This is a genomic window from Reinekea sp. G2M2-21 (assembly GCF_015687175.1).
GTDB lineage: Bacteria > Pseudomonadota > Gammaproteobacteria > Pseudomonadales > Natronospirillaceae > Reinekea.
On record NZ_JADPQG010000001.1, the window covers coordinates 746,503 to 764,423 of the forward strand.

The following is a 17,921-nucleotide window of genomic DNA, read 5'->3' on the forward strand; positions in this document are numbered from 1 at the left end:
GGGTGATTCTATGATGAATACCTATGTGATTGACCGCCGCTTGAACGGTAAGAATAAAAGCGCGGTCAATCGAAAACGGTTTTTGGAACGGTATAAAAAGCACATTAAGCGCGCTGTGAACGAAGCGGTAAATTCTCGCTCGATTACCGATATGGAACACGGCGAGTCGATTTCAATTCCTGCGGATGATATCCGTGAACCTATTTTTGGCCACGGTCAGGGTGGACGGCGCAATATTGTCAATCCAGGTAATAAAGAATTTGTCTCCGGGGATCGCATTGCCAAGCCACCGGGCGGGCAAGGGTCAGGAAGTGGTAGTGGCCAGGCATCAAATTCTGGTGAAGGATTAGACGATTTTACTTTCAATATCACGCAGGATGAATTTCTTGAGTTTTTGTTTGAAGATCTTGAGTTGCCCAATCTGGTGCGCAAAGAGCTCAAGTCGATGGACGATTTTGTCTATCGCCACGCTGGATTCACCAATACTGGCGTTCCCGCGAAAATTAATGTCGTCCGTTCTCTGAAAAATGCTCACGCTCGACGCATTGCATTGAGCGGAAAATCCCGTCGTCGGTTGAAAGAAGTCAGCAAGTTGATCGAAGCCGAAGAAGCGAAAGATAAAACGCTGCGTAATAAAAACTTATTGCTTGATTTGATCGCGGAAAAAGAAAAACTGGAAACAAAAATCGGTCGCCTGCCCTTTATTGATGATTTTGACTTACGTTACAACCTCAGTGCCAAAGACCCGGTGCCTAGTAACGCTGCGGTCATGTTTTGTCTGATGGACGTTTCTGGTTCCATGACTCAGGCGACAAAGGATATTGCCAAGCGTTTTTTTCTGTTGTTATACATGTTTCTAAGACGTAACTACGAAAAAATTGAAGTGGTGTTTATTCGCCATCACACCAGTGCCAAAGAAGTCGACGAAGAAGAGTTTTTCTACAGTCGTGAAACAGGCGGCACCATCGTTTCCTCAGCCCTGCGCATGATGCAGGATATCGTTAAGGAGCGGTATCCGGCCAATGCCTGGAATATTTACGCTGCTCAGGCATCGGATGGCGACAATTGGAATGACGATTCACCCATTTGCCAGCGGATTCTGGAAAAAGAAATTTTGCCCAAGGTGCAGTATTTTTCCTATATCGAAATTACACCAAGAGATCATCAGGCGCTTTGGCACGCCTATGAGAATGTCCGCTCTTCATTTCCTAATCATTTTGCCATGGAGCAGATTGTCGATCAGAGCGATATCTTTCCGGTCTTCCGGCAATTGTTTCAAAGGAAGGTGACATGAGTAAAACCATACAGCCACCTAAAGACCCTCGTCATGAACCGATCACCACGTCCAGTGAGTGGACTTTCGCTCATATTCAGGAATTTGATCGGGTCATTGGTAACATTGCGCGGGAATACCGATTAGATACTTATCCAAACCAGATCGAGATCATCAGTTCAGAGCAAATGATGGATGCTTATTCTTCTGTTGGCATGCCGGTGGGTTATCATCATTGGTCATTCGGTAAACAGTTTTTACAGACGCAAGGGAATTACGAGCGCGGCTTCATGGGTTTGGCCTACGAGATTGTCATTAACTCGAATCCCTGTATCGCATATTTGATGGAAGAAAATACAATGGCGATGCAGGCGTTGGTTATTGCGCATGCCTGTTATGGACACAACTCATTCTTTAAAAATAATTATCTGTTTAAAACCTGGACCGACGCGACGGCCATAATCGATTACCTGGTGTTTGCCAAAGATTATGTCGCCAAATGTGAGAATCGTTACGGAGTCGAAACGGTTGAAAAAATTCTCGATTCTTGTCACGCATTGCAGAACTACGGGGTTGATCGCTACAAACGACCTTCACCCATTTCTGCCGCGGAGGAGCGAGCCAGACAGGAAGAGCGTGAGTCCTATATGCAACAGCAAGTAAATCTGCTGTGGCGCACCATTCCCATTACCAAAGAGGAAAGCGAGCAACAGAAAACGCGTCGTTTCCCGCAGGAGCCACAAGAGAATATTCTGTATTTCATTGAAAAAAACGCCCCCTTGTTGGAACCATGGCAACGAGAGTTGATTCGGATTGTTCGTAAGATAGCGCAATATTTTTATCCGCAACGGCAAACGCAGGTAATGAACGAAGGCTGGGCCAGTTTCTGGCATTATACGTTGATGAACACGCTCTATGATCGGGGTTATGTGAACGAAGGCTTTATGTTTGAGTTCCTGTCCAGTCACGCTGCTGTTGTGTATCAACCACCTTACGATTCTAAATATTACTCTGGGATAAATCCCTATACACTTGGTTTTAATATCTTTTCCGATTTGCGCCGTATGTGCGAGAAACCGACTGGAGAGGATTATGAGTGGTTTCCGGACATCGCGGGTAAGGATTGGCTCGATACATTGCACTTTGCCATGGAGAATTTCAAAGACGAATCGTTCATTCAGCAGTACCTGTCGCCTAAAGTCATGCGGGATATGAAACTTTTCTGCGTTTACGATGACGAAGAGTCACCGGAGTATGAGATAAAGGCGATACACGATGACCCGGGTTACCGTCAGGTTCGCTCAGCGTTGGCTGACCAGTACAATCTTAGTACGAGGGAACCGAATATTCAGGTTGTTAATGTAGATTTGCGGGGTGATCGCTCCTTGACCTTGAAACACACCCGTCACAATAACATTCCGTTGAACAAGGAATGTAATGAGGTGCTGAAGCATGTGCACCGACTCTGGGGCTTTGACGTACACCTTCATTCCTACGATGGTGATGAGTTGATGAGCAGTTATCAGATCCCTGAACACTTGAACGCGGAAGACGACAGCAGCCTGGAGAATTTACGTTATGTGTAGCTTGGCGAGTCATTTTGAACGATTTGGTGAATAGGGGAGGTGCATACATAGTTGTTGTTCAACGCATTGACTGAGGTATGATGTAACGCAGTGAAATTACCTCATAAGGGGTACGTGCTTGCAGCGCGGATCCATTAACATGAATACATTACACCGAGTGACCGTCTTCTAAGTGGTTTACCATAAGAGACTGTCACCTCGCATTTTGCGACAGGGTCCTGACTGGAAACGGCATGGCCTCCCGGATTTGGAAAGGTGATCGATGTTACAAGACACATTTGGGCGCCGGTTCTATTACCTGCGTCTCTCGGTAACGGATGTTTGTAATTTCCGTTGTACCTACTGCCTGCCTGATGGTTATCAGGGTCGGCCAGAAGACGCCTTTCTCTCGCCCGCTGAACTTGAAAAGACAGCGCAGGCGTTCGCCAGAATGGGCACTCAAAAAATTCGCCTAACCGGTGGCGAGCCCAGCTTGCGTCGCGATTTGCCCGAGATTATTGATCGGATTAACCGGATTGATGGCATTCAGACTCTGGCGCTGACCACCAATGGCTATAAACTCCCTCAACGCATTCAGGAATGGGCCCGTGCGGGTCTGTCGCAGTTGAATGTGTCGATTGACTCCCTAGATGCGCACCAATTTCAGCAGATAACCGGCCATGATCGGCTGGATGAGGTATTGGAAGGTATTGAGATAGCGCAGTCGCTTGGACTGAAGGTCAAGGTCAATTCGGTGTTAATGAAGGGAGTTAATGACGACCTTTCCAGCATTCTCGCCTGGCTTAAACAGACGCCGGTGACCTTACGTTACATCGAAGTGATGGAAACCGCAGATCAGCAAGTGTTTTTCCGTGAGCACCATGTCAGTGGCGGCGAGGTAAAAGAACGGTTATTGGCCGATGGTTGGCAGGCTGTGTTGCGCGACGTTGCAGCCGGACCCGCGCAGGAATTCTGGCATCCCCACTATGAAGGCAGAATTGGCCTGATTATGCCGTACAGCAAAGATTTCTGTGCCAGTTGCAATCGGTTACGGGTGTCCAGTTTAGGGAAGCTGCATCTGTGTTTGTTTGCTGAACACGGCATCGACATACGCCCCTATTTGCAGCCATCCGTGCCGATAGATGATTTGATCCATGCCGTGACCAATCATGTACAGGGTAAGTCCGCCGCCCATTCGCTGCAAAACCATATCAGCGGCGCTATGGCCAACCTAAGTCAGATCGGTGGCTAAATGTCGGCCAGTATTCTGTTACTCAGCGGTGGCGCGTCGACCCGAATGGGCCAAGACAAGGGCTCATTACCGTTTGCAGAAGCCGATCTGCTCAGCTGGCAAGAACAACGGTTTGCACAGGCTGGTTTCCACGTGGTCAGCCGATTGCCTGACGTTCATACCGGTTATCTTGGGCCTTTAGCAGGTATTCATTCTGCGCTTTGGCATTGCCCAACGGTGGCGAACTGGATTGTTATTCCCGTTGATATGCCCTTGTTGTCGATCGCCGCAGTGCGCTATTTACAGGCTCAGGGTACCCATCATCAGCGCCCAGTCAGTTTTGAAGGCTGCCCGCTGCCTCTGTTTCTACCCAAGACCAATCAGTTAACCCTCACTCTGGACCAGTGGTTAGAAGACGAGCAGGGCAAGCGCTCGGTGTATGCCCTGGTCAATGTGCTAAACGGCCTTTGGGTCAAGCATCCGGACGTGCAGAAAGAACTAACAAACATTAATACGCCATCCCAATGGCAACATTTTATTGAAGGAGTCAGCAAGGTATGAGTCATGCTGCAAAAGAGTTTGAAGCTTTGAATATCGCCGTATTAACCGTTTCTGATACGCGCGATGAAAGCAACGATACGTCTGGTGCTCTTCTGGTAGAACGTGCCATAGAAGCCGGGCACCGCATCAGCGAAAAACGCATCGAAAAAGATGATGTGTTCCAGATCCGCTATCAGGTCTCAAAGTGGATAGCGTCAGCCGATACTCAGGTTGTGTTGATCACTGGTGGAACCGGTTTTACCGGCCGGGATTCCACACCCGAGGCAGTATCTGTGTTACTCGAGAAGCAGGTCGATGGCTTTGGTGAGTTGTTTCGTCAATTGTCGTTTCAGGACATCGGGACATCAACGGTCCAGAGCCGGGCTCTGGCTGGGCTGGCAAACGGAACATTGGTCGTATGTATGCCAGGTTCGACAGGTGCCTGTCGCACCGGCTGGGACGGTATTTTGCAGCAACAATTAGACGCCCGACATAAACCCTGTAATTTTGTTATGCACCTGAAGCAGACCTCTACTGAGTTATGCGAGACCCGCGGATGAGCTCGTTCAGTCATGTAAACGCATCAGGTGAGGCCAACATGGTCGACGTGTCTGGCAAAGCCGTAACGACTCGTGAGGCGAGGGCAGAAGCCTATGTCTATATGAGCGAGTCCGCTATTGAGCTGATTCAGCGGGGTGATCATCACAAGGGTGATATTTTTGGAGTATCGCGTGTGGCGGGTATACAGGGTGCCAAACGCACCAGTGATCTGATTCCATTGTGTCATCCGCTGATGTTGTCAAAGGTAGCAGTAGATTTGGAACTACAAGCCGCGAAGAAACGCGTTCGTATAGAAGCATTTTGCAAGCTCGATGGCAAAACCGGCGTCGAAATGGAAGCCCTGACAGCTGCGTCCGTGACCGCGTTAACGCTATTTGATATGTGCAAAGCTGTCGACCCGGCCATGCGCATCGAAGGTCTTCGGGTGCTGGAAAAACTGGGCGGTAAAACCGGACACTGGCACGCTGGCGGAGAGCAACAACCATGAATACGTTTACCTTGAAATTTTTTGCCCGTTTGCGCGAAGAAACGAAAACAGACGCGCTGGAAATTCCGTTAGGTGAGGTTGCCAGTCTCGGTGAACTCAAAGAATATCTTCAGAAGCAGTACCCACATTGGTCGGGATTTTTAAGTGGAAAATTATTGTCTGCTGTGAATCAACAGATGGTGAATGACGATGTTCCGCTGCAGGCCGGAGACGAGGTGGCGCTGTTCCCGCCGGTGACGGGTGGTTAGCATGATTCATATCTCGGTGCAGACAGAAGACTTTAATGTTCAGGACGAATATGACGCTGTTTGTCAGCAAAACAACGACGATGGTGCCGTGGTTTTTTTTGTCGGGCGGGTTCGGGATCTCAATCAGGGTGACGCGGTTTTTTCCATGACATTGGAGCATTACCCGGGTATGACCGAGTCGGCTCTGGCCGATATCATCAGCGAGGCACAGCAACGCTGGCCGCTGAACCGGGTCAGGGTGGTGCATCGGGTGGGTCCGCTGCAACCGTCGGATCAGATTGTGTTTGTCGCAACGTCCAGTCCGCATCGGGAAGCCGCCTTCGCCGGGGCAGAGTTTATTATGGATTACCTGAAAACGCGTGCGCCGTTCTGGAAAAAGGAGTCAACGGACAAAGGCGAACGCTGGGTCGATGCAAAGGACAGCGATGCCAAAAAGGCTGACACATGGTAGCCGTGTACCGGCTGCTGTTGCTGTTGGTGCCCTGTTTGGGGTTGGCGCAGGAACAACTCAATATAGCGGTAACCGCCAGTTTTAAGCCCGTTTTGGAAGCGTTGGCAGACCCCTTCACAGAAAGTACAAATATTCAGTTATCGCTGTCATCTGCGTCCACCGGCGTTCTGTTTCAGCAAATTATTTCAGGTGCCCCTTTTGATGTTTTTTTTGCGGCCGATGTCGAACGCCCCCGCCTGTTGGTTGACCGACTGCAGTTACCGGCGAATGCTCGCCGCGATTACGCAATGGGTCAGTTGGTGCTGGTAATCAATAACACGGCGTTGAGCGGCATCGCTGATTTAAAGGATTACTCGAGACGTGTGATACATGCGAACCCCGCACATGCGCCTTATGGCTTGGCCGCGCAACAGGTACTCGATCGGGTCGGTTTCCGGGGCGAACGGGTTCTGGCCAATAATGTCACCCAGGCAAGGCAGTACTTGTCACTTGGGCTGGCGGATGTCGGCCTCATTGCTGCGTCGGTTGCTCAGGGTTTTGATGACGTTGTTGAACTGGACAGAACAGAGTACGATGCCATTCGTCAGCAGTTGGTGATCGTCAAACCTTCCAATAGGGTAGATGCCTTAATACGGTTTCTGGACACACCATTCGCCAAAGACATTATTCAACAACAGGGTTATCGATTGCCGGAATCCCCATGATTACCAGTGCACTGTTTCTGACATTAAAACTTGCCTTAACGACCACACTTTTCTTATTGATCATTTGCTTACCCCTCGCCTCATGGTTGGCCAATACCCGGTCCTGGTTGAAACCCTGGGTGGAGTCGGTGGTGGCATTACCCTTAGTGCTACCACCCACGGTACTTGGTTTCTATTTGCTGTTATTAATGTCGCCTCAGCATCCTGTTGGCGCATGGTGGCAGAGCACATTTGGGCAGACGTTGGCATTCAGTTTTTGGGGGCTGGTCATTGGTTCCATGGCGTACTCATTGCCATTCGTATTGCAACCGTTGCAGAGGACCTTTGAAGGTCAGGGGCGGCAAATATCTGAAGCCGCCTACACACTTGGGGCCAGCCCCTGGCGGGCTTTCTGGGATATTCGTTTGCCTTTGGCTCTGCCGGGCCTGGTTGCAGCCACGGTGCTCGGCTTCGCGCATACCGTTGGCGAATTTGGCGTCGTGTTGATGATCGGCGGGAATATTCCCGGCCAGACTCAGGTGTTGTCCATACTGTTGTTTGATCAGGTTGAAAGCCTCAATTATACGTTGGCGCATCAGATTGCCGGTGGACTGGTCGTCACCTCATTGTTAACCCTGTTTTCGCTGTACCGTTGGAACAGTCATGCCGCCGTGAGGGTGGGCTGATGCAGTTTGATATTCGCCATACCATCACAGCAAATAATACCTTGATCTGCCGGGGTGAGTTCAGTCCGGGTGAAAAGGTTGCCTTACTGGGTAACAGTGGGGCGGGAAAAACGACGTTGTTGCGCTTGCTCTCGGGACTATTACCTTCGACTCAAGGGGCGGTGACTGATGCCGGCGTCCCGATGGGTCATGGCTGGCAGAATCAGGTAACGCTGGTACATCAGCAACCGGTCATGTTTGCTCATCATACCGTTGCGCAGACCATCGCTTATGGCGCTAAGTATAACCGGGTGCATGCGTTGCCGATGTCGCATTGGCTGCAACGATTGGATCTCGAAGCGTTGACCGACACATCCTGCGCCAAATTATCTGGTGGGCAAGCTCAGCGAGTTGCGTTGCTGAGAGCGCTGGCCACTGGGCGCCGGTGGGTACTGTTGGATGAAGCTTTTTCTGCGCTGGATTCTGCACGGTTATTAGCTGCCTGCGACATTGTCGCGGATTATTGTCGGTTAACCGGGGCTGGCTTGGTGGTGGCCAGTCATCAGGAAGCACCACAGCGGTTTCTTTGCCAAAGCGCTTATCTTATCGACGAGAATGTCGGCCGGTATGAGGCTAACGTATTCAGCGCTTTGAACAGTCGTATCGAAGGGCAACTCTGGTCGACCTTGTACGTTACCGCTGATCAGATTGAACACGGATTTTTACGCGTTTGCCTGGGTGACGATCCCTTGTACGTGTCGCAGCCAGAACACTGGCAGGAAGGGCACGCACGAGTATCTATCGCCGCAGGTGATGTCAGCTTGGCCATTGGGGTTGAGCATCAGACATCGATGGTCAATCGCCTCGCAGCCACCATTATCGAGATTCGCCCCCGTGAGGATGATCGAATGCTTGTCTCTCTCGATGTTGGCGGTCAACTGTTGCGGGTGCTCATCTCACCATGGTCGTGTGCACGGTTGGGATTACAGCAAGGGCAAGCGGTATTTGCGGAATTTAAAGTGGGTGCGGTACAGTGGCACGGTCAATTATAGGGCCTGACCGGTCGTACTGAACGCTCCGGGCTATTTACTGGAAGGGAAAAATCAATCATGGAAGCACTTGCTGCATTTTTGGGGTTGCTGTTACTGCTGGCGCTCGGTTTCGCGCTGATCGGTGTCCCCCTGTTGTTACGGCGTGTTGGACAGTTATCGCATCGTCTTCAAACGTTGGAAACCAATCTGACTCGGTTGACGCATGCAACCGCCGTCGACAAGCCGGCCGAAAGCACATCACCTGTCCTTCAACCGACGCATCAGAAGCCCGTTGAAGAACCTCGTTCAACGCCGCCATCTTATGAATCAAGCGTTATCGATGCGCTGTCGGGTGGCGAAACATCGGAAACTGAGGGCTGGGCCAGTACCCGAGCAGCCGTAAAACCAGTACCAGCGGCGGATTCGGTTGATATCTATGTTGCCGTCAAAGATGAAAAAGCCGCCTGGTGGCAACCATTACTGGATCGTTTGTTGGCAATGAATGTCACGGCGCAAGTTGGTGCCGTAGTATTGATTTTTGGCGCTATTTTTTTGGGCAAGTACGCATCGGATATCGGAGTGCTGACGCTGCAGGCAAAACTGATTCTGATGGCCACGGCATCGGTTGTTTTCGCAGGAGGCGGGAGTTATCTCTATCAACGACAGCCCCTGTATGCGCAGATCATGCAAGGTGTCGGCTTCGCTGGCTGGTTAGTGACCCTGTTCGTCGCCCATGTGTTGTATCAGCAGATCCCGTGGTTAGTCACCTTGATTGCCGGCGTTTTTGCGGTCGTTTTAATTGGCTACCGAGCTATCCGGCAAGACAGTCAGTGGTTGGCCATGCTCGCCTTTCTGGGCGGGTTCATGACGCCGTTTATTGCCAGTTCTGAGGTGTCTTCATTGTGGCGGCTGTTTGCCTTCCTCAGTGTATTGAACGTGGCAGTTGTTGGTACCGCCTTGAGCAAACCCTGGCGCTGGCTGGTCCGAGAAGCCTACGTCGCCAGTTTCGGCTTGTTGGCTGCTTTAATGCTGGCTGAACACCTGCAAAACGATTTGAATCAGGCGTCTACGCAGTGGCCTATGTTGAGCTTCATTGGCGTAACATTAATGGCGTTTTCGATATTGGCCTGGCGTTGGTTAGCCACCCAGCAATTGGTGTTTATCCGACATGCCTCTGGTTTGCTTTTTGGTGTGCCCGCAGCGGCAACCCTGGCACTGCAAGCTTTGTTTCACGAATCCGCCGGAACAGTGGCGTGGTGTCTGGGGTTGGCCGGTCTTTGGTATGCCGGGCTCTTTCAGGTCAGTCGTCAGAAAACCTTGCTGGCCATTGCCGTTGTATTGGCTACCGCCGCCGTCCCCTATGCCTTAAGCGATAATCTGACCAGTTTAACTTACGCGATAGAAGGCGCAGCATTTGTTTATTGGGCCGTTCGTTTTAATCGACGTGTCGGTTTTGTGTGGGGATGTTTGCTGCAATTGGTGGCCGCTGCGTTTGCGTTTCATCTGTTTCTGGAAGCGGAGATTCGCGCGGATCATTTGTCGGTTTCCTGGCTGCTTTACGGGGCGATTACGCTTGCCGGTTTTAGTTCGGCCGTGTGGCTGCGACGGTACCGACAACCTTTTTCGGGACTGCAACAGTATCTACAAGGGGCGTTACTGGTTTGGTCTGTCTCTATCTGGCTCTACCAGTGGGCATTCTGGCTCAGTGAGCTCTATTCTATGCAGTACACGCTGTGGTACCTGACCTGGGTTGTTGCTGGGACCTTGGGCGCGGTGTTTGCTGCCGCCATTGTCTGGCGGTGGACGCTGCTGCGTCAGGGTTTGCCCTTGTTGCAACTGCTTTTTGTCGTGCTAGGCATGTATTTTTTAGCCGAGTACGCGGAAGTGGCGTCTGGGTTGAAACTTTGGGTTTTGGCTGCGTTGTCGGTTGGCCTGTTTGCGGTACGGGGTTATCAAGCAAAATCGGATCACGGATTGGCCGATTGGGATGCGTTAATCGTTTGGGTTGTGTTGCCTGCCTTGACCGCATTGTCGTTGTTTCATGCACCTGTGATTCAAACCGATTGGAATCTGATTTGGCTGATGGTTTTCCCATTGGTTATCGCTTTTTATCTGCAACGGGGGCTGGCACTTTTCTTTCAAGCCGGCAAGGTACGCCGTTTCAGCCGCGTGCTGTCGCTGCTGATTATCAGTGCACTCAGTCTGGCCACGTTGAGTCGGCTGGGCAATTACTCGCCTTTACCCTTCTGGCCTTTGTTGCACCCGCTGTTGCTAGCAGCGATTTTCTGTGCAGAAATTTTGTACCGCTTTATTCGCCGGCACCGCTTATTGCGACTGGTTTGGGTGATGTGGCTGGGGGCTGTTTTGACCATTGAACTTAATCGTTGGCTGTTTCATTACGCAGGCGTCGCTTTTAACGTGGATGCGTGGTTATCGTCAGCACTGACCCAAACAGTCTGGTCATTGGTCTGGACCGTTATTGGCGGTCTGTTAATGATCACTGGCGCACGACTGCAACCCAGCCGAAGCCGATGGATGCTCGGCGCATCGGTGTTGGGCATTATTGTTCTGAAGATGTTTGTTTTAGACTTGGCGCAGGTGGGTACGCTTTACCGCATACTGTCGTTCATTGGGGTCGGTGGTCTGTTGTTGGCCATTGGCTTCATTGCGCCAATACCGGACACCGCGCAAGGAACCCGGCAAGACGCCGCTGATGCTCAGAACACGGCACCATAGAGTGCAATGAATGCCGAAATTGAGCAGAGCACAAGTAACAGTGGCCGGAATCGCAAATCGACCCAGCCGCGGATGTTGATTCCTACGACATAACCCAAAAAGGCGACCGGGATAAAACTGAACCCGGTCAGCCACAAAGTGGTATTCATGACGCCTAGTAATTGATAACTGATCAGCGACGTTATGCAGCTGTACACGAAATAGATAGACAGATTGGCGCGTGTGTTATGGCTGGCTGCGTGTTGCATGACCAGAGCCATTGGTGGGCCACCAATGGAGGTGGTGGTACCGGTAATACCGGAAATAAAGCCCGCCAGCGTCAGGTTTTTCGCGGTTGCCGGGAAGGGCCTGGCAAAGGCGGTAACAAAAATGGCGGCGAAGACCATGATCGCGACCATAACCTGCAACATCTCCACAGGCATTAGCGTGAGTACCCATGCGCCGAGAATCGTGCCGGGTATTCGACTGATCATGGCGGGGGAGATATGTTTCCACTCGATGCCCGATCGCTGACTCAAGGCATTCTGCACGCTGAGCACCAAGGCGACAATGGTCATGATGACCGGTACCCATTCTGGGCGGAATAAGACAATGATCGGGGCTGCAATGACCGCCATTCCGAATCCCAGCGCTGTTTGCACGGCGCAACCCAGGAAAAGTGCGCCAGCGGCCAGCCACCAATAGAGATCAAACATTCATTATTCCTTCTGCTCCAAACCCGTATTCTCAATTCAGGCGCGAAGACTATCGTTGATCCTGAGTACATACAATGATTCCGAAACAGGCGATGCGTTATGCCATGAAGTGGCTATGATTTGGCCCAATTTTTAAGCAAGGTTTTTTGCTTTTGAGCCCTGGCTGACCGACTCAGGTTTGTTATGGGTTAATGCACAAGTGTATAAAATTCTTGCAAGTTTTAAGTGAAATCGGTAAAACCCCGTTTCCCTGATTTGGAGTGACAGTGTGAAATTTGTATTGCGAAATATTCTGGGTGCCGTTTCTATGGTGTTGTTGGTTATCCATACGTTGATCATCGGCATATTCGTGTTTTCGTCGATTATCTGGAAAGTGTCGCTGCCGGCAAAGCATCGAGGTAAATACGCCGATCCTTTTGTTGTCGGTGTTGCCAATGTCTGGCTTGCGGTGATTCTGTTCTGGTTGCGCCACGTATTGCGGATTCGTTTCGAGGTCGAAAACAACGTCGAGTTATCCATGAACCAGTGGTACATGGTGATTTCCAACCACCAAAGTTGGGTGGACATTTTCGCCTTATTTCATGTGACCAAGGGCAAAATCCCGCTGTTGAAGTTTTTTATCAAGAAGGAGTTGGCTAAGGTGCCGGTCGTCGGACAAGCCTGGTGGGCGCTCGATTATCCTTTCATGCAACGCCATTCACGTGCCTATCTGGCAAAGCATCCAGAAAAAGCGGATGACGATCTGCGAGCGACTAAAAAAGCCTGCGAAAAGTTCTCTCACAAGCCCACCAGTATCGTGAATTTCTTGGAAGGAACCCGGTTTACTCAGGAAAAGCATGACAAGCAAAAAGCGCCTTACCAGTACCTGTTGCGCCCGAAAGCCGGTGGGATTGCCTTTGCTATACAGGCGCTAGGGGAACGGTTTTCATCCATGATCGATACCACCATTGTTTATCAGGGGACGCCCCCCAGCTTCTGGGATTTGGCGTGCGGTCGGGTCGGTACGGTGCAGATGCATTTGCGTCACGTTGAAATTCCGCATCAGTTTCATACGATGGACTATCAACACAATCGTCAGGACAAGAAAGACTTTCAGCAATGGCTGCACGAACTGTGGTTAGTGAAAGACGCGCACATCGCGCAAATCAAAGCATCCTGATTAAAACGGAGGACGGGGCTGCTGCTCAAGCAGCCGCCGTAAGCGGCGACGAATCGCTGGAATAAAAGCGAACCCAAGAATCAGCCCTGAAAGCAGACCACCAATATGGGCCGCGTTGTCGACTGGGAGAATAAACCCCATCCCCAGATTGATCACCAAAATAGTGCCGACGCTCTTCAGCCACTCATCTCGCAATTCCTTACGGATGATGTTACTTAACAGTATCGCAATAAAAACGCCAAACAAGCCGAAAATAGCCCCGGAAGCGCCGGCACTGAACACATCTTTATTGAACGTGAAGCTGGCGGCACTAGCGATAATGCCCGTTACAAAATAGAGCCCGGCAAAATTGAAATACCCCAAGAGCGGTTCGATGATGCGTCCCAGAAACAAAATGGATACGCAGTTGAAAACTAAGTGCATTGGACCGAAATGCAAAAACAGGCTGCTGATAAACCGCCACCATTGTCCCTGTTCTACCCAATTGGAAAAATTAGCGCCAAACCAATACATACTGGCCGGGCTGAATTGAGTAAAGGATAGATTGGCAATGGAAAAGGCAATAAACACCAAAATATTGGCCGCGACGAGTGTCGGGCTTACTTTGTAGCCGGGTTCGGGTTTTAGCAGATTCATGAATACTCACAGCGGTAGATAGCGATACTGGCTTTTGGGTCACTATGGTAGCGCTTTCCGATGGATACAACGGCCAGAGTTCAGTCTTACATCAATGTTACAAACGTCGAAAAAATAGTCAGGGTCTGCTAGTATTACCGGTCGAGTTACGTTTTAGCGAACAGTTATGAAACCGGTACGAACAAAAAAAGATCTGCAGGCTGATCTGCAAGCGCAGGTAGAGGCGTTTTTGTCGCATGGGGGCAATATCCGGCAGGTAGAGCGTGGTCAAAGTGGCTTGTCGCATGAAAAGCCTTGGATCAACCCCTTTAAATCGGGTGAAACCGAAAAGGCGGCCAGCCGAACGCCGCTCCCGGATGTCGTCGCTGCTATTGACGCCCGTAAACAAAGTAAAAAGAAACCCACGCCGAAACGACGTAAGCCGGAAAAAATCTGGATACTGGATGATTTTGGTGAGCCCGTGCGTTGGGTCTGGTCTGACCAATCTTAGTTCCTGCGCAGTGACGCTCGTTCTTTAGTTTCACCCTATAATTTTCTTCGTTGCACTTGGTATCATGCACGCAAAACCTGTTGGATACCTTCATGAAAGCGAATGCCGCTGATTACAAAGTTGTCATACTTGCCGCATGCGGCCTATTGATTCTCTCTTTCGGATACCGCGCCGGTTTCGGTTTGTTCTTGCAGCCGCTGAGTTTGGCGCGAGGCTGGGATCGCGACGTGCTTTCGCTGGCGTTGGCCTTACAGAACTTGGCCTGGGGAGTGATCGCAGTCTTTGCCGGGGGGTTAGCAGACCGCTTCGGGAATTTAAAAGTGTTACTGACAGGCGTCCTGTTGTACGCATCCGGGATGTGGGGAATGGCATACGCTCAAACACCGGCGCAGATTATCCTCACTGCCGGTATTCTGGTTGGCGGCGGTATTGCAGGGACTGCGTTCGGGATTGTCTTGCCTGCCATGGTTCGTGCCGTGCCTGAAGCCAAACGGGGTTGGGCTCTAGGAGTCGGTACCGCGGCCGGCAGTTTCGGGCAGTTTCTCGTGGTGCCGATCATGCAATGGTTGATTGAATCCGGGACGGTGTATCCAGCCATCCGGATGTTGGCGGTGTCAACGTTTATGATGGCCTTGCTGGCCATCCCGCTGGCGCCATTCAGCGGGGCTAACGAGGCAAAATCGAGCGGTCAAACAGTGTCAATGTGGGCGATCCTGGTCCGCGCTTTCCGGCTTAAGTCATACACGCTGCTGGTGTTTGGATTCTTTGTTTGTGGTTTTCACGTGGCGTTTATCACCGTGCACATGCCTGGATATGTTGTCGATCTGGGGTTCGCGCCCTCTGTTGGTGCCTGGAGCATCAGTCTGATCGGACTGTGCAATATTGTTGGAGCTTATTACGCAGGCGTTAAATCACAGACTTTGCCTAAGCATCGAATATTGGTGGCAATATATTCACTGCGCGTAGTGGCCATTAGTTTCTTTTTGGTCTTGCCTGTAAGCTTGGTGTCCATTCTGGTGTTCAGTGCTGTAATGGGTTTCCTCTGGCTGGCCACGGTGCCACCCACATCTGGGTTGGTGAGTGTGTTTTTCGGTACTCGCTACATGGCGTTTCTTTACGGAATCGTCTTTCTTAGCCATCAATTGGGCAGCTTTTCGGGCGTCTGGTTGGGAGGTTACCTGTATGAAACGACCGGTAGCTACAATGGCATCTGGTATGCCGGTATTGTGCTCGGTATCTTAGCGGCGATGTTGCATTGGCCTATTCGGGAAGCCGACGCGCAAGAGTCCTTGCAGGTGGCGTAATCGTTGCATAATTTGTTGCTCTGACGCAATGTAACCGGTCATTTATGACAAGATTAATAAATTTTTCATGAAAATGAATTATCCTTTGCGAGATCGCTTGACAAGGAAGCTGAAATTGATCAGTTTACAAAACTTGAGCAGTTGGTCGATTATTTAAGTCGGCCTTAAAATAATTCAAAAAAAGATAGCTAAGGAAGGGTAAAGCTCAGCCTCACGTCAGCTACATTACCTGAACGGCACCCGTCGCATCAGGGCATGGCAGTACGTAAACAGTGACTCCACAATAAACTAACCAAATTCGTTGTAGAACGTTGAAAGTTACAATTGAGAATGAATATTGATGACTTTTAAAATGGTGATAACGAAAACGGAGATAAGAATGAAAATCTGGAACAAAACGTCCGTAAGCCTTTTGGCGGCATCCATCGCATTAAGTGGGTGTATGACCATGGGTCCTGCCTATGAGCAGGACAAAGAATATCAACTGACTATCTTGCACACGAATGACCATCACGGTCGCTTCTGGCAGAACAGCAATGGCGAATATGGTATGGCAGCGCGAAAGACGTTGATCGACAATATTCGTGCAGAAGTTCAACAGGCCGGTGGTGAAGTTCTGTTGTTGTCTGGTGGTGATATTAACACCGGCGTACCTGAATCTGACTTACAGGACGCTGAGCCAGATTTCAAAGGCATGACCATGCTGGGTTATGACGCGATGGCCGTTGGTAACCACGAATTTGATAATGCGCGTGACGTGTTGATGAAGCAAACTGAATGGGCAGACTTCCCATTCCTTTCTGCAAATATTTTCGAGAAGGGCAGCAAAGATACCTTGTTTCCCGCGTATGAAATGTTCGAAGTGCAGGGTAACCGCATCGCAGTCGTCGGTTTCACCACGGAAGACACCGTGAAAATCGGCAATCCTGAATACACGGCAGACCTCGACTTCAAATCTCCAGTGGAAGTGGCTGAAAAACTCATTCCTAAGCTGAATAAAAAAGCTGACCTGGTGGTTGCTGTGACACACATGGGCCACTACGACAACGGTAATTACGGCGGCAACGCTCCAGGCGATGTAACATTGGCTCGCGCAGTGAGCGGAATTGACGTAATCGTCGGTGGTCACAGCCAGGTGCCTTTGTTTGAGCCGGATGTTCAGAACGGTACTTTGATCCTGCAAGCCCACGAATGGGGTAAGTACGTGGGTCGACTGGATCTGACCATCAAAAATGGTGACATCGTTGCGTCTAAGTACCGCCTGATTCCTGTCAACCTGAAAGACCGCGTGAAAGACGCTGAAGGCAACAGTACGTATGTGTTGAAAGAAGCTGAAATTCCTGAAGATCCAGCCATGCTAGCCCTGTTGAAGCCATACCAGGATAAGGGTGCGGAATCGCTGAACGTAGTAATCGGCACTTCTAATGGTAAATTGGTTGGTGAGCGGGCCATGGTGCGCAGCAAGCCAACGAATTTGGGTGTCCTGATTGCGAAAGCGCAAATGGAAAAAGCCAAGGCCGATGTTGCTATCATGAACTCTGGTGGTATTCGTGCGGATATGGCAGAAGGCGACATCACCTATAAAGATGTTCTGACAGTTCAGCCTTTCGCCAACATCCTGACCTTCGTAGACCTATCAGGTGTTGAATTGATGGAATATCTGAAAGTGGCGATCAGCAAAGAAGCGGGCAGCGGTGCGTTTGCTCAGTTCTACGGTGTTGAAATCATCGCTACCAATGGTGAGATTAATTCTGCGGATGTGAACGGTGCGCCAATCGACGCAAATAAAACTTATCGTCTGGCGATTAACTCTTTCATGGCGTCAGGTGGTGACGGCTATCCGAAAGTCAGCGATCACCCGAACTTCGTGAACACAGGTTTTGTTGACGCTGACCTGCTGGCGGAATTCATCAAAAACAACAGCCCGATCAAGGTTGAAGATTTTGACCCAGGTTACATGATCGATCGCATGTAAACGCGACTGTCTTTTCAACATCAAAACCGGCGCCCTGTGCGCCGGTTTTTTTTGCCTCTTATATCGTCCTTGTAGGGTGGTTAGGGTTTGTTTTTCGAATGCCAATCGTCAACTTACTGAGAAAAATCAATACCGATGTTTTGATAATTCACTTATCGTAACCCCAACCGCCATTGCGGATGGATAGAGCG

The 17,921-nt window shown here is 50.4% G+C and carries 18 protein-coding genes and 1 riboswitch; of the genes, 16 read left to right on the plus strand and 2 right to left on the minus strand.

The window, feature by feature from the left end:
* The first annotated feature begins 10 nt into the window (after window positions 1-10).
* The 12 genes from IYN85_RS03490 to IYN85_RS03545 all read left to right on the plus strand — a co-directional run bounded on the left by IYN85_RS03490 (window position 11) and on the right by IYN85_RS03545 (window position 11,471).
* Window positions 11-1,294: a YeaH/YhbH family protein gene (locus IYN85_RS03490; RefSeq protein ID WP_196157441.1), complete on the plus strand. Its 1,284-nt coding sequence runs from the start codon at window positions 11-13 to the stop codon at window positions 1,292-1,294.
* Window positions 1,291-2,859: a SpoVR family protein gene (locus tag IYN85_RS03495; protein ID WP_196157442.1), complete on the plus strand. Its 1,569-nt coding sequence runs from the start codon at window positions 1,291-1,293 to the stop codon at window positions 2,857-2,859. The genes IYN85_RS03490 and IYN85_RS03495 overlap by 4 nt, the downstream gene beginning before the upstream one ends.
* A gap of 139 nt (window positions 2,860-2,998) precedes the next feature.
* A riboswitch (molybdenum cofactor riboswitch) is annotated at window positions 2,999-3,133 on the plus strand.
* The gene (moaA, locus tag IYN85_RS03500) at window positions 3,122-4,090 is read left to right on the plus strand and encodes a GTP 3',8-cyclase MoaA (protein ID WP_196157443.1); all 969 of its coding nucleotides are present in this window, start codon (window positions 3,122-3,124) and stop codon (window positions 4,088-4,090) included. It overlaps the preceding riboswitch by 12 nt.
* Window positions 4,091-4,630: a molybdenum cofactor guanylyltransferase gene (locus tag IYN85_RS03505; protein WP_196157444.1), complete on the plus strand. Its 540-nt coding sequence runs from the start codon at window positions 4,091-4,093 to the stop codon at window positions 4,628-4,630. It begins immediately after the preceding gene.
* Complete coding sequence (gene moaB / locus IYN85_RS03510; protein ID WP_196157445.1) at window positions 4,627-5,169, plus strand: molybdenum cofactor biosynthesis protein B; 543 nt, start codon at window positions 4,627-4,629, stop codon at window positions 5,167-5,169. The genes IYN85_RS03505 and moaB overlap by 4 nt, the downstream gene beginning before the upstream one ends.
* Window positions 5,166-5,657 carry a cyclic pyranopterin monophosphate synthase MoaC gene (gene moaC / locus IYN85_RS03515; protein ID WP_196157446.1) on the plus strand — a complete coding sequence of 164 codons (492 nt, stop codon included), beginning with the start codon at window positions 5,166-5,168 and terminating at the stop codon, window positions 5,655-5,657. Before moaB ends, moaC begins: the two co-directional genes overlap by 4 nt.
* Window positions 5,654-5,905 carry a molybdopterin converting factor subunit 1 gene (moaD, locus tag IYN85_RS03520; RefSeq protein WP_196157447.1) on the plus strand — a complete coding sequence of 84 codons (252 nt, stop codon included), beginning with the start codon at window positions 5,654-5,656 and terminating at the stop codon, window positions 5,903-5,905. Before moaC ends, moaD begins: the two co-directional genes overlap by 4 nt.
* Window position 5,906: 1 nt before the next feature.
* Complete coding sequence (moaE, locus tag IYN85_RS03525; RefSeq protein ID WP_196157448.1) at window positions 5,907-6,356, plus strand: molybdopterin synthase catalytic subunit MoaE; 450 nt, start codon at window positions 5,907-5,909, stop codon at window positions 6,354-6,356.
* On the plus strand, window positions 6,350-7,060 hold the full coding sequence (modA, locus tag IYN85_RS03530) for a molybdate ABC transporter substrate-binding protein (RefSeq protein WP_196157449.1): 711 nt from the start codon (window positions 6,350-6,352) through the stop codon (window positions 7,058-7,060). The genes moaE and modA overlap by 7 nt, the downstream gene beginning before the upstream one ends.
* Complete coding sequence (gene modB / locus IYN85_RS03535) at window positions 7,057-7,725, plus strand: molybdate ABC transporter permease subunit (protein WP_196157450.1); 669 nt, start codon at window positions 7,057-7,059, stop codon at window positions 7,723-7,725. The genes modA and modB overlap by 4 nt, the downstream gene beginning before the upstream one ends.
* Complete coding sequence (locus IYN85_RS03540; RefSeq protein WP_196157451.1) at window positions 7,725-8,756, plus strand: ATP-binding cassette domain-containing protein; 1,032 nt, start codon at window positions 7,725-7,727, stop codon at window positions 8,754-8,756. Before modB ends, IYN85_RS03540 begins: the two co-directional genes overlap by 1 nt.
* Window positions 8,757-8,813: 57 nt before the next feature.
* Window positions 8,814-11,471, plus strand: coding sequence for a DUF2339 domain-containing protein (locus tag IYN85_RS03545; RefSeq protein WP_196157452.1), 2,658 nt, complete (start codon window positions 8,814-8,816; stop codon window positions 11,469-11,471).
* On the opposite strand, the gene IYN85_RS03550 is transcribed toward IYN85_RS03545, so the two are convergent.
* Window positions 11,453-12,166, minus strand: a complete 714-nt coding sequence (locus IYN85_RS03550) for a sulfite exporter TauE/SafE family protein (protein WP_196157453.1) — start codon at window positions 12,164-12,166, stop codon at window positions 11,453-11,455. The genes IYN85_RS03545 and IYN85_RS03550 overlap by 19 nt on opposite strands.
* A gap of 268 nt (window positions 12,167-12,434) precedes the next feature.
* On the opposite strand from IYN85_RS03550, the gene IYN85_RS03555 reads away from it, so the two are divergent.
* Window positions 12,435-13,325: an acyltransferase gene (locus IYN85_RS03555; RefSeq protein ID WP_370592149.1), complete on the plus strand. Its 891-nt coding sequence runs from the start codon at window positions 12,435-12,437 to the stop codon at window positions 13,323-13,325.
* Here IYN85_RS03555 and IYN85_RS03560 read toward each other — a convergent pair whose 3' ends face one another.
* Window positions 13,326-13,961, minus strand: a complete 636-nt coding sequence (locus tag IYN85_RS03560; protein WP_196157454.1) for a rhomboid family intramembrane serine protease — start codon at window positions 13,959-13,961, stop codon at window positions 13,326-13,328. It lies immediately after the preceding gene.
* Window positions 13,962-14,127: 166 nt separating this feature from the next.
* Here IYN85_RS03560 and IYN85_RS03565 point away from each other — a divergent pair, with 166 nt between their 5' ends.
* The 3 genes from IYN85_RS03565 to ushA all read left to right on the plus strand — a co-directional run bounded on the left by IYN85_RS03565 (window position 14,128) and on the right by ushA (window position 17,730).
* The gene (locus IYN85_RS03565) at window positions 14,128-14,451 is read left to right on the plus strand and encodes a hypothetical protein (protein WP_196157455.1); all 324 of its coding nucleotides are present in this window, start codon (window positions 14,128-14,130) and stop codon (window positions 14,449-14,451) included.
* 92 nt (window positions 14,452-14,543) lie between these two features.
* A complete protein-coding gene (locus IYN85_RS03570; RefSeq protein WP_196157456.1) occupies window positions 14,544-15,755 on the plus strand; it encodes an MFS transporter in 1,212 nt (403 codons plus the stop codon).
* A 379-nt stretch (window positions 15,756-16,134) separates the two neighbouring features.
* Window positions 16,135-17,730, plus strand: coding sequence for a bifunctional UDP-sugar hydrolase/5'-nucleotidase UshA (gene ushA, locus IYN85_RS03575; protein WP_196157457.1), 1,596 nt, complete (start codon window positions 16,135-16,137; stop codon window positions 17,728-17,730).
* Window positions 17,731-17,921 lie beyond the last annotated feature (191 nt).

Excerpts from the sequence above, each read along its gene's own strand:
- IYN85_RS03490 (WP_196157441.1), top strand. The coding sequence starts at position 11 with ATGATGAATACCTATGTGATTGACCGCCGCTTGAACGGTAAGAATAAA.
- IYN85_RS03495 (WP_196157442.1), top strand. The coding sequence starts at position 1,291 with ATGAGTAAAACCATACAGCCACCTAAAGACCCTCGTCATGAACCGATC.
- moaA (WP_196157443.1), top strand. The coding sequence starts at position 3,122 with ATGTTACAAGACACATTTGGGCGCCGGTTCTATTACCTGCGTCTCTCG.
- IYN85_RS03505 (WP_196157444.1), top strand. The coding sequence starts at position 4,091 with ATGTCGGCCAGTATTCTGTTACTCAGCGGTGGCGCGTCGACCCGAATG.
- moaB (WP_196157445.1), top strand. The coding sequence starts at position 4,627 with ATGAGTCATGCTGCAAAAGAGTTTGAAGCTTTGAATATCGCCGTATTA.
- moaC (WP_196157446.1), top strand. The coding sequence starts at position 5,166 with ATGAGCTCGTTCAGTCATGTAAACGCATCAGGTGAGGCCAACATGGTC.
- moaD (WP_196157447.1), top strand. The coding sequence starts at position 5,654 with ATGAATACGTTTACCTTGAAATTTTTTGCCCGTTTGCGCGAAGAAACG.
- moaE (WP_196157448.1), top strand. The coding sequence starts at position 5,907 with ATGATTCATATCTCGGTGCAGACAGAAGACTTTAATGTTCAGGACGAA.
- modA (WP_196157449.1), top strand. The coding sequence starts at position 6,350 with ATGGTAGCCGTGTACCGGCTGCTGTTGCTGTTGGTGCCCTGTTTGGGG.
- modB (WP_196157450.1), top strand. The coding sequence starts at position 7,057 with ATGATTACCAGTGCACTGTTTCTGACATTAAAACTTGCCTTAACGACC.
- IYN85_RS03540 (WP_196157451.1), top strand. The coding sequence starts at position 7,725 with ATGCAGTTTGATATTCGCCATACCATCACAGCAAATAATACCTTGATC.
- IYN85_RS03545 (WP_196157452.1), top strand. The coding sequence starts at position 8,814 with ATGGAAGCACTTGCTGCATTTTTGGGGTTGCTGTTACTGCTGGCGCTC.
- IYN85_RS03550 (WP_196157453.1), bottom strand. The coding sequence starts at position 12,166 with ATGTTTGATCTCTATTGGTGGCTGGCCGCTGGCGCACTTTTCCTGGGT.
- IYN85_RS03560 (WP_196157454.1), bottom strand. The coding sequence starts at position 13,961 with ATGAATCTGCTAAAACCCGAACCCGGCTACAAAGTAAGCCCGACACTC.
- IYN85_RS03565 (WP_196157455.1), top strand. The coding sequence starts at position 14,128 with ATGAAACCGGTACGAACAAAAAAAGATCTGCAGGCTGATCTGCAAGCG.
- IYN85_RS03570 (WP_196157456.1), top strand. The coding sequence starts at position 14,544 with ATGAAAGCGAATGCCGCTGATTACAAAGTTGTCATACTTGCCGCATGC.
- ushA (WP_196157457.1), top strand. The coding sequence starts at position 16,135 with ATGAAAATCTGGAACAAAACGTCCGTAAGCCTTTTGGCGGCATCCATC.